At 46.7% G+C, this 10,394-nt stretch carries 8 protein-coding genes; 4 read left to right on the top strand and 4 right to left on the bottom strand.

The window, feature by feature from the left end:
* Positions 1–271 precede the first annotated feature (271 nt).
* Positions 272–1,585, bottom strand: a complete 1,314-nt coding sequence (locus QUA70_RS27010; RefSeq protein ID WP_333350881.1) for a hypothetical protein — start codon at positions 1,583–1,585, stop codon at positions 272–274.
* Positions 1,586–2,218: 633 nt separating this feature from the next.
* On the opposite strand from QUA70_RS27010, the gene QUA70_RS27005 reads away from it, so the two are divergent.
* The 3 genes from QUA70_RS27005 (at position 2,219) to QUA70_RS26995 (ending at position 4,093) form a co-directional block, all read left to right on the top strand.
* Entirely contained in the window at positions 2,219–2,740 is a 522-nt protein-coding gene (locus tag QUA70_RS27005; RefSeq protein ID WP_333332502.1) for a photosystem I assembly protein Ycf3, read from the top strand.
* Between the two features lie 145 nt (positions 2,741–2,885).
* The gene (gatC, locus tag QUA70_RS27000; protein ID WP_006635952.1) at positions 2,886–3,167 is read left to right on the top strand and encodes an Asp-tRNA(Asn)/Glu-tRNA(Gln) amidotransferase subunit GatC; all 282 of its coding nucleotides are present in this window, start codon (positions 2,886–2,888) and stop codon (positions 3,165–3,167) included.
* Positions 3,168–3,376: 209 nt separating this feature from the next.
* Entirely contained in the window at positions 3,377–4,093 is a 717-nt protein-coding gene (locus tag QUA70_RS26995; protein WP_333332504.1) for a TrkA family potassium uptake protein, read from the top strand.
* On the opposite strand, the gene QUA70_RS26990 is transcribed toward QUA70_RS26995, so the two are convergent.
* From QUA70_RS26990 to QUA70_RS26980, 3 genes are all read right to left on the bottom strand, one after another.
* Positions 4,050–5,681 (bottom strand): sodium:proton antiporter, encoded by a 1,632-nt coding sequence (locus QUA70_RS26990; RefSeq protein WP_333332507.1) that lies wholly within the window; start codon positions 5,679–5,681, stop codon positions 4,050–4,052. The genes QUA70_RS26995 and QUA70_RS26990 overlap by 44 nt on opposite strands.
* A 578-nt stretch (positions 5,682–6,259) precedes the next feature.
* Positions 6,260–6,787, bottom strand: coding sequence for a hypothetical protein (locus tag QUA70_RS26985; protein ID WP_333332510.1), 528 nt, complete (start codon positions 6,785–6,787; stop codon positions 6,260–6,262).
* Positions 6,788–6,868: 81 nt separating this feature from the next.
* A complete protein-coding gene (locus QUA70_RS26980) occupies positions 6,869–9,583 on the bottom strand; it encodes a cation-transporting P-type ATPase (RefSeq protein WP_333350883.1) in 2,715 nt (904 codons plus the stop codon).
* A gap of 338 nt (positions 9,584–9,921) precedes the next feature.
* Between QUA70_RS26980 and QUA70_RS26975 the strand changes: the two genes are divergently transcribed.
* Positions 9,922–10,338 carry a BON domain-containing protein gene (locus tag QUA70_RS26975; RefSeq protein WP_333350885.1) on the top strand — a complete coding sequence of 139 codons (417 nt, stop codon included), beginning with the start codon at positions 9,922–9,924 and terminating at the stop codon, positions 10,336–10,338.
* Positions 10,339–10,394: the final 56 nt, after the last annotated feature.

Below are 10,394 nucleotides of genomic sequence, written 5' to 3'. Positions count from 1 at the left end.
GGGCCTATCTTTTTTTACCACAAGTGGGTCAACGCCTTACCTTGTCTAGCTTCTAACGGGGTTGTCACCCCCCCAGGTATGAAACACTAAATATGCCCGTCATAGAAAGCAGTAGCCACAAAGCTTTTGGATTTTAAAGTTATTTTTTCATACCCTGATTAAACAAGACCCGATATTTTATTTTGGAACAGGCATACTACCTATTCTTGATAAGGGTGCGAGATTTTAGTGCAACCTAACTTAACAACAAAAAACAGTTTTTTCATTAGTATTACAAGTTGTCCGAGCGATCGATCCTGCGCTGCCATTCGGCATCTATTTTGGCTGACTGTTCTAGTTCTTGTTGGGTTAATTCTGTTTCTGTTGTATAAGCTAAGTCTTCTCCCGTTAAAACGTTTTCTGCTGCAAATTCCCGAGCGTAGACCAGTTTTTTGAGCAAGTTGGCATCGGGTTCGTTTAATAACATTGCTCGCTGCTGACGCTTTTGATTGCGGGCTTCTATGCGGCTATTTTTCCACTGAATCCAGAAGTAGCGAATTAAAGGAATTGCGAGAAATCCGACGCCGTAAATCAGGATCATGGGATAAACAGCGCTGACGAAACCGATAAATCCACCTGCGATTAAATTATTAGTTAATAGATTTCCTAAAACTAACGCACCGACAAGATTGACGGCTCCTAACCCTGCTGCGAGCATGATTTGGCCGGAACTGGCGTTGCTGAAACGCCACAGCATTTCTCGCAAATAAGCTGCTACTGGTTCAGAATTTCTCTCGGTGGCTGTGGTTTGCAATTGCGGGAAGTGGTAGACTATTTGCCCTTCGGGACTGACTTCGGGGCGGCCGTCAAAACGGGCGAGGGCTGGTAACATATATTCTTCGTATTCTCGGGCGTATCCTTGTCCGAGATTGTCGAGATACGGGGCAATTTGTTCGGCGGCGACTGCACCTCGGTTGTTGCGAATTGCAGTCGCAATATCCCTCCACTTGCGCTCTTCTAGATTGTTATTGGGATTGCCGTCTCCAAATATAAAGGAGAAAACTGCTTCTAGAAAACTCATCTGGGGTTTTTGACCAGTTAAGCGCGATCGCTGCTGGTAGTATGGTTGGTCATGGTTCCAGTAAAATATCCAGATTAAATCGTTCCAGAAGTAGGGAAAAAAGAAAAAGCCGCCGCCTCTGCCGCCCCCGCCACCACCGTCTCCTCCTCCTCCGCCATTATTGTCGCTGCCGCTGGAGAGTAAAATCGTGATAGCAACAAAAATTAAGAGGATAGAAGCTACCAGCACTATGCCGAAAGATATCCGAATTAGATAAAATAAAATGCGCCAGATTTTTTGCCACCATTCCTGCAACTGCAAGCGCAAGAATTTGTTTCGCAAAATATCTCGAAAGTTCTTGGGAAATAGGTAGGCAATGTCGCCGGATTCTGCTACTTGCAGGTTGCCGCCTGCTTCGGAGGCGAGGGTTAACAGTTCTCGCTGGGCAAAATTGATATCTAATCCAGCTTTTGCCGCCACGTCTCCAACCGTAACGCGGTAGCCAAGTTGTTCGACGGCTTGCATAATGGTGGGATTCGGAGCCATAGGTTTCTCTCTGTGAAAATTACCCGGTTATTTTTATTATATATTGCGGGAATTCGAGCTGGTTTTGGCGATCGGGTTTCTGATTTTTTTTGAGGCTGCCCTTGACTTTGGGGCAAAATATTGCTAGTGTTTTGCCGAATAACTTTTAAGTATGGGCTGAACTCGGATAGCTTAATAAAACTTTGTGATTGAATTTCTCCTCGGCATTTGCTTTTGCTTGTTTGCTCTGAGGGTCAACGAGGGGGATGGTGGGTACTGTTAGTAGGGTACGGGGCGCGCGATCGCGCGTTGGCATTAGTTTTCGCAATCCGAAGGAAAGCCATCGAAGAGGATTGCCCCTGCACCATCGAGCAGAAATTTTTCCGTCGGTGCGGGTTTTTGTAAGTTTTGTGTAGAGTGCGAGAGAGAGGTTAAAGAAATCTGGTTTTTTTGCAAGTCTTGCAAGACTTATATAAAATAGATAGAGCTTGCGCGGGTGTTAAACCCAAGGGCGTGTTTTAAGGTTCGCAGTTGCGATCGACTAAACTTTTTAGCGCCCTCAACACAACGGCCCACTACAACAGTGGCGCAATTATTAATAGGAAAACTTTACAGGCTAATTTTTCTGATTAGCCACTAACCAAAGAATCGCATATGCCAAGAACTCAACGCAACGATAACTTTATTGACAAAAGTTTCACGGTAATGGCTGATATCATTTTGAAGATGATGCCGGCGAAAAAGCAGGCGAAGGAAGCTTTTGCTTATTACCGGGATGGTATGTCAGCTCAAGCAGATGGCGAATATGCTGAAGCGCTGGAAAATTATCATGAAGCGCTGAAGCTGGAGGAAGATCCTTACGATCGCAGTTATGTCTTGTACAATATGGGGCTGATCCATACTAGCAACGGCGAACACGATAAAGGTTTGGAATATTACAGCGAAGCCCTGGAGCTCAATCCGAGAATGCCACAAGCGCTGAATAATATTGCTGTGATTTACCACTATCAAGGGGAAAAAGAAAAGGAAGCAGGCAATCTTGAAGCGGCGGAAGGGCTGTTTGATAAAGCGGCAGATTATTGGAAGGAGGCTATTCGCTTGGCCCCCAACAATTACATTGAGGTACAAAATTGGCTTAAGACGACAGGTAGAGCGCAAATAGATGTGTATTTTTAACCTCAGTTGTTAGCTACAAGAAGCCTGATTGGGTAAACAGAAAGTTGTGGGTTTTAAGTGTTGAGTGGTGAATTGAAAACTCTTTCACTTAAAACTTACAAATCCCCAGTCAAAACTACTCACTAATTCCCAATTACAGATTTTTATGATTGACAGAGAAGAAGTTCGCAAAGTAGCGAATTTAGCGAGATTGGAATTAACGCCGGAAGAAGAAGAGCAGTTTACTGGTCAACTTAACGGTATTTTGGATTATTTCGAGCAGTTGAGTGAACTAGATACGAGTAAGGTGCAGCCGACTACGCGGGCGATCGATGTTAGTAATGTAATGCGATCGGACGATTTGCAACCTTTTGCTAAGGGAGAAAGTATTTTGGAGGGAGCTCCCGATCGCGATGGGGAGTTTTTTAAAGTGCCTAAGATTATGTAGGGTTCCCCCTACGCACCTAACTGAGGAAAATCTCTTGAGGGGCGGGCTAGCAATGCCTACCCCAAAAGCTGATTAAATTAACTGTCGAACAGGTAATAAGTAAGCCCGGTAGAAGCCACCTCGCAAGCCGATTAAACTGATAGAAAATCAACACAATCTCACTCATAGTGATAAATCTGTAACGTTCATTTTTGGGGTGACAAATATTCATGTATGTATTAATTGGTGGAGCAGGAATGATGGGGCTGGGTTTAGCCCAGCAGCTATTAAAACTCGGTCATACGGTGGCAATCATCGATGCCGACCCGCTTGCTTGTCGCTTTGCTCGTGAAAAAATCGGAGTGATGGCCTTTGAAGGCAGTGCAGTGAGCACAACGGTTCTTCTGGAAGCGGGAATTAAACAAGCAAACGCAGTCGTTGCAGCACTCAGGGATGATGCACTGAATTTAGCGCTGATCACCCTATCCAGGAGCTATGGCATTTCCCATATTGTGGTGCGAATGCGCGATCGCGAATTCATGGAAGCCTATCGACTTGCCGGAGCCAGTCACATCATCAGCACTATTGATTTGGCAGTTGCATCAATGGCGAATGCGATTGAATACCCCCAAATCGAGTCTATGATGCACTTTGAACACGGGCAAGTCGAGGTACTAAAGCTGCCAGTTCCAGGCGATTGCAAGGTGGCAGGTCGCACCGTTGCTCAAATTGCTCAAGACCCTCGTTTTCCAACAGGTTCGCTGATTATTGGTTATCAATGCCATGCCTGCGCCAATCTGGAGATTCCGAACGGCAATACTGTTCTTGAAGCAGGTTCTACCATCTTGGTCGTCACCCGTCCAGAGCTAGTTCACCACATGATTGATTACCTCGGCATTCGCGCTAGTCATCTGCCAACGTTAGAAGTTTCTCATCCAAATCTTTGATGTAAGGATGAACCAGATCCTCTGGAACAATTCGCTTGCGGAGCGCATCGCTAACGGCTCCTTTTTCTGCTATAAGCAATCGCCGTCGAATCTTATCTAGCCCGCTGCCATCTCCCTGTAATTGCCCTGCCCGATGTTGATTGTAGAGATCGCGCAGCACTCGCTCAGAGTGTGCTACTCGTGCTTGATATGATGCCCATAACTCCTCGTAAACTGCCTTCGGCAACACGCCAGATTTCAGCAAACTATCTAGCTCATCTTGAGCCGCTTTGGAAGCAATCAACTGAATCTGTAACTGCCCAGCTTCCTGCATTACATCAGAAACACGGCTAATTTTTAGTCGTTTTACCATCCACGGTAAACTTAATCCCTGTCCGACCAAGGAGAATAAAACTGCACCGAACACCAGGGCAATGATGTTATCCCGTCCTGGTAGAGTCAAGGGAATCGTAACAGCTAAGGCCATTGATAGAGACCCTTTAATATTCCCTAAAACCAAAATGTGCTGCCAGCGTAGGGGAATGGGGCGATCGAACCAACGCAGCCCCGCTAATAACAAATAGACCGAGAGAATCCGTCCCAGTTGATAGGCCAGAATGACCAATAAAATGGATGGCAAAATTCTCCACAGCGTCAGCGGGTTAATTTCAATTCCAATCAGCAGGAAAATAAACGTATTGACACCAAAACCAGCGTATTCCCAGAAACTCAGCAAGGTAATCCGATCCGAGGCAGACGAACTGCGAGGCAGCCCAAGGTTGCCAAAAACAAGTCCGGTGATGACCACCGCCACTGCGCCCGATACGCCTAAAAATTGTCCGATTTGGAAGGTTCCCAATGCGAGAGCGACGGTTAGCAAAAGGCTACTCAACGGATCGTTTAAGCGAACAAATATCGGCACGCTCAAGTAACCTAAAACACCCCCGACCACTGCCCCACCTAAGGCAACCACGAGTAGTTCCTTCACCCCTTGTATAGCGGTCAGAGAGCCTGTCGCATAAATTACCAAAACCAAATTAAAGGAAATTAGAGCAGCCGCATCATTGAACAGAGTTTCTCCCTCAACAATGGTAGACAATCGAGAAGGCACACGGATCTCTTTAAAAACTGCGATCATCGAGACTGTATCAGTGTTTGCCAGAATGACTCCGATCAGCAACGCTGGAATCCAGTCTAGCCCCAGCCCAAATTTAACCAGAACAGCGATAATTGCTGAGGAAAAGATCGAGCCTGGACCCGCCAGCAGGGCGATCGGCTTAAAGGTGCTGCGGAGACGGCTGATATCGGTATTGATAGCTGCTTCAAAAATCAGAATTGGTAGGAAAAGATTTAATACTAAAGAGGGGTCTAAACCAATTCGACGCGACAAGACCTCCGTAATGGGCAAGCCTGCTAACACTAAGCCCGTCACATAGGGAATTCGCAACCGTTGGGTTACGAGTGCCACAACAGTTGCAATCAGCAGCAGAATGATCAAGATGATGACCAATTCAGGAATGACTCCTGCCGTTTGGCTATTTGTAGCAGGATTGCTGTCCAAGGGAGGTGGTTGCGCTACAATCGACTCCATCACCGATACTCCTGTCATAAACTCGTTTTCCTCAAAGAAATTGACAGATTAACTACGGTTTTAGTCTACAGGAAACGGTTCACTCTGTTGTACAATTAACTGCAATTTATGTGGTGTATTTGGATGAATGCCGATGAAGCTGAAACAGGATTTCTGGGTGGCTGGGCGATCGGATCGTTTTTAGAGTGCAATTTTTTTGGCAGATCTGGATGATTTCCCAACCCTGACAGGATGCTAATTCCTCTTAATTGTGCTGGTTTTTAATATTTTTTTAACTGTCTCTTCTGAAGCATTGCCGACCCGATCGCTGGGGAGCATCTCAATGAAAGCAGCCAAGCTAGAAATAGGAGTTAGGAGCCAGGAGCCAGGAGTCAGGAAGAAGGAAGGAAGGAGGAAGAAGAAGTGTTTTTACAAATATGAGATGCTCCCGATCGCTGTTGCCGCTAAGGCGGGTAATGGAAGTTGTCGATCCATATGTCAGGAGTGGGAGAGCGATCGCCCACAGTCATCGACCCTCCAATTTTTGAGTTGATTTTGGACGTTCTGATTCGCGGGACTAAATTCCTCGAAGGTAATCGTCCTTTCTTACCTTGAATTTAGGTAGCATCATACACACGCCACGTCAGAATCTCCCAACGTTTAAGGACAGGTTCAGCAATCACGATCTCATTTTCTCTTGCCTCCATGACGATCAAATAATCTCCCTGGTTAAATCTGCCGTTGTAAATTCTTGCTTGTTCTTCTGGCACCAACCATCCTTGAAGTGCGCCATATAGACCGCCAGCAGTTGCAGCAATCCCACTTCCAACGAAAGTTGCTAAAAGGCTTTCCACCGCTAATGCCTGACCAATACCGGGAATTAGCAGGCTGCTGAGTCCAACAATTAACGCTAGTGAACCTAGTCCTATGCTGCCTAAGATCGCGCCTACTTGTGCACCTGCTGCTCTTGTGATTAAAATTTTCTGCACACCCAGAGAGTCCAGATCACCATTGTCAGAAGGTTTAGCAATCACTGAAATCTTGTGCATGGGGAAGCCCCTGCTTTTTAGCTCAACTAGCGCCTGCTCTGCGTTTCGATGATCAGTAAATAGGCCGCTAGCACGTTTGAGATTTTGGGAATTCATGATAAATATTCAATATTCAACGCTACAAAATTGGTAAATAGTGTGTAAAGCCGCTGTGAAGGGCCGCCTCACAAAAACCACTTAGTTCAGAGGTGCAAAACGCTTTAGCAAAGCTGACAAAGCAATCATGGGCAGTCCGAATCCGATACAAATTAAGCCTTGGATTGTGCTCAAAGCTTCAGTGTCGAATAACTGATTCATAATGCCCCATTGGCTAAACAGGAATTGGAGAATGAAAATAGCCGCAATGCCGATCGCCACAGGATAGCCAACTGATTCATCTTTACCGCGTAGTTTGGCTACGATCGCCGGAACGAAGCGACTGATGCTTAATAGGTAAAAAGCTTCGGCCGCAACCAATGCTTGAATTGCCATCGTCCGGGCTAGAGCTTCATTGCCTGTGGTTTGGACGATCCATTCAAACATCCCAAAGATCACAATCCAGTTAAATACCGAAACTGTCAGAATCCGAGCGGTCAGCCTGCGAGACAGAAGCGGTTCATTTGCCGGTCGAGGTGGATGTTGCATGACATCGGGAGAGGGCGGCTCAAATGCCAACGGTAAGCTCAACGCAACTGAACTGACCATATTCAGCCAGAGAATTTGTACTGGCAAAATGGGTAGTGGGGTTGCCAAAAGTACGGCAATCAAGATGGTCATGGACTCTCCACCATTCACGGGCAGGATGAAGGCGATCGCTCGCAGCAGATTCTTATAAACCGTGCGCCCTTCCTTAACTGCTTTCTCGATCGAAGCAAAGTTGTCATCCGTCAGAATCATATCTGCGGCTTCTTTTGTGACTTCAGTGCCCGTGATGCCCATCGCTACCCCAATATCAGCTTGCTTCAAGGCGGGAGCATCGTTAACTCCATCTCCAGTCATCGCCACAATCTCGCCCTTAGACTGAAGTGCTTCGACAATGCGGAGCTTTTGTTCTGGCGCTACACGAGCAAACACGCAGCTTTGTTCAACAGCATTGGCTAATTCCTGCTGATTCATGTCAGCGAGTTCTGGACCGGTAAAAACGCGAGCCTCTTGGGTTTGATTTAGTCCCATTTGGTGGGCGATCGCTGCTGCTGTTTTGGCATGGTCGCCGGTAATCATCTTGACCTGAATTCCCGCAGACCGACAGGCTTGAATCGCTTGAATCGCTTCGGGGCGAGGCGGGTCGATCATGCCTTGCAGACCCACAAAAGTTAACCCTTGCTCAATATCAGAATGCTCAATTGAAGATTGAGAAGCGGGTACAACTTTCTTGGCAAGTGCCAGAACTCGTAACCCTTTTTTCGCCATTCTGTCCACGGTTTGCTCGATCGGCGCCCTGTTGAGGGATCTCGCCTCTCCCTCTTCATCGAGCATCTGGCGACACCGCTGGAGAATTGCCTCAATTGAACCCTTGACATAAATCAATCGTTCTGGACGATCGTCATGTAAGGTTGCCATGTATTGAAACTGAGATTCAAACGGCAGTGTATCGATCCGGGAAAGCGCTTCCTCCAGTTTCTCAGTAATTAACCCGGCTTTTTGGGCTACCGCAACCAGCGCCCCTTCCGTTGGACTACCGACTACAGTCCAGTTTCCATCTTGCACTTCTAGATGCGAATCGTTGCACAACAGTCCTGCTTGCAAGCATTCATATAAGGCAGGTGCGTTCGCCAGGTCAACGGAGTGTCCATTTACAGAAATTTCCCCTTCTGGTGCATATCCTCCACCGCTAACCCGATATCGCTTGCCACCGGCATCAATCTCCTGAACTGTCATTTGATTCTCAGTCAAGGTTCCGGTTTTGTCGGAACAAATCACGGTGGTGCTGCCCAGCGTCTCAATTGCCGGAAGTTTGCGAATAATGGCGTGCTGCTTTGCCATTTGGGAAACCCCGATCGCCAGTGTCACCGTTAAAATCGCGGGTAAGCCTTCAGGAATTGCGCTGACGGCAAGCGCCACAGATGCCTTGAACACCTCAACCCAAGAAAATCTCTGGGCAATGCCTGCTGCAAAGGTGAAGGCAGCTAAGCCTAAAATTACATAGAGCAAGGTTGTGCTAAATTTGTCAATTTTGCGACTCAGTGGGGTTTCCAGTGTCGTGCTTTGCTGCATGAGTTGGGAGATGTGTCCGGTCTCGGTCATGTCACCAATGCTGACGACGAGTCCGCGTGCCTGTCCAAACGTTACCAGGCTTCCGGTATACGCCATGTTCGTGCGCTCGGCCAGTGCAGCGTCTGCCTCTAGCGCCTGGGATTGCTTCTCAACCGGGACAGACTCTCCCGTTAATCCTGACTCATCGACCTGTAAGTCACGGACTTCGATCAGCCGTAGATCCGCAGACACTTTATCCCCAGAAGACAGCAAGACGAGATCGCCAGGAACCAGTTCGCTGGATGAAACCACTTGCTTTTGACCATTGCGGAGAATGGTTGCCTCCGTTGCAACAGATTTTGCTAAAGCGGCGATCGCATTCTCTGCCTTTGACTCTTGAACGAAACCAATGGTGGCATTCGTCAGAGCAACCCCAAAAATTACCCCTGAATCAATCCACTCTTTCAGAAATGCTGTCACTATCCCAGCAGCTAACAAAATGTAGATTAGCGGCTGATTCAATTGCTGAAAAAATCGCAACCAGGGACTTTGCTGCTTCGGAGGCGTTAGTTGATTGGGACCGAGGATCTCGCGCCGTTGGGCTGACACGTCGGAAGATAGACCTATTTCCAGGTCAGTCTCTAAAATCCGAGCCACTTTCTCGACACAGAGGTGATGCCAAGAGTGTTCTACTAATTTTTCTACATTCGTTGCAGTCATAACGTTTCTTGTCAAGCCAAGTGCTTCTCTGTTATTTCGTCTTGTTTCTAGCGTCATTGATGAAAGTGAGCCAAAAGTGATGGACTGATTTCTGTTACTCACATTTGGATCACATTTGCTCCTTATACATAGGCAGAGAACCGATTGAGATAGCTTATGGACTTGCCAACCTTAGTTCACTGGATTTGATTTATTGTTGCCTTTTAAGGTTGCAAAAAGCATTCCTTTTGATGGATGACCTATCGTACATTCACTTGTTAAGTTGAAAGGCTCAAAGACTTCATGCTGATGTTTATCGGCAAAATTGCGTTTCACAACAAACAAAACAAACAAAAGATATGCAATTATTAAAGCTATTTGTGCAAGGAATCAGCGTCAGCACTGTTGCAATTTTGGGTTTAGCTGCTTGCAACCCCCCCAATAATTCACAGACAACTGTCCCATCTACTTCTGCTCCCACAACTACCACTGAAAATACGACTGTTCCAACCGCTTCTGCGCCTGCAACCACGACCGCACAGACGGCTCCGAATCAAGACCTTGACGATATTGCCGATCGCGTAGAAGATGCCTTAGACTCCGATCGCACCCTCAAGCCCTTCGATTTGGACGCAGACGATCGGGATAATTCGATTGTGTTAACAGGGCGCGTTCAAACGGCAGAACAAAAAGCATTGGCAGAACAAATTGCTCGGCAAACTGCACCGAATATTTCGTTCAATAACCAAATCGTCATTAGACCTCTTGCAAAATAATTTTATGATATAATGGAAAGTTTTGCTTGACTGGATTGAATCCCAACTATTAACTT

Origin of the sequence: Microcoleus sp. LAD1_D5, from assembly GCF_036702115.1 — a bacterium.
In the GTDB taxonomy this organism is placed as follows: domain Bacteria; phylum Cyanobacteriota; class Cyanobacteriia; order Cyanobacteriales; family Microcoleaceae; genus Microcoleus.
The sequence above is the reverse complement of the archived record's forward strand: the minus strand, read 5'-3'. Positions and strand labels throughout refer to the sequence as shown.

Bases quoted from the DNA above. Each gene is read 5' to 3' on its own strand.
- QUA70_RS27010 (WP_333350881.1), bottom strand. From the start codon at position 1,585: ATGGCTCCGAATCCCACCATTATGCAAGCCGTCGAACAACTTGGCTAC.
- QUA70_RS27005 (WP_333332502.1), top strand. From the start codon at position 2,219: ATGCCAAGAACTCAACGCAACGATAACTTTATTGACAAAAGTTTCACG.
- gatC (WP_006635952.1), top strand. From the start codon at position 2,886: ATGATTGACAGAGAAGAAGTTCGCAAAGTAGCGAATTTAGCGAGATTG.
- QUA70_RS26995 (WP_333332504.1), top strand. From the start codon at position 3,377: ATGTATGTATTAATTGGTGGAGCAGGAATGATGGGGCTGGGTTTAGCC.
- QUA70_RS26990 (WP_333332507.1), bottom strand. From the start codon at position 5,681: ATGACAGGAGTATCGGTGATGGAGTCGATTGTAGCGCAACCACCTCCC.
- QUA70_RS26985 (WP_333332510.1), bottom strand. From the start codon at position 6,787: ATGAATTCCCAAAATCTCAAACGTGCTAGCGGCCTATTTACTGATCAT.
- QUA70_RS26980 (WP_333350883.1), bottom strand. From the start codon at position 9,583: ATGACTGCAACGAATGTAGAAAAATTAGTAGAACACTCTTGGCATCAC.
- QUA70_RS26975 (WP_333350885.1), top strand. From the start codon at position 9,922: ATGCAATTATTAAAGCTATTTGTGCAAGGAATCAGCGTCAGCACTGTT.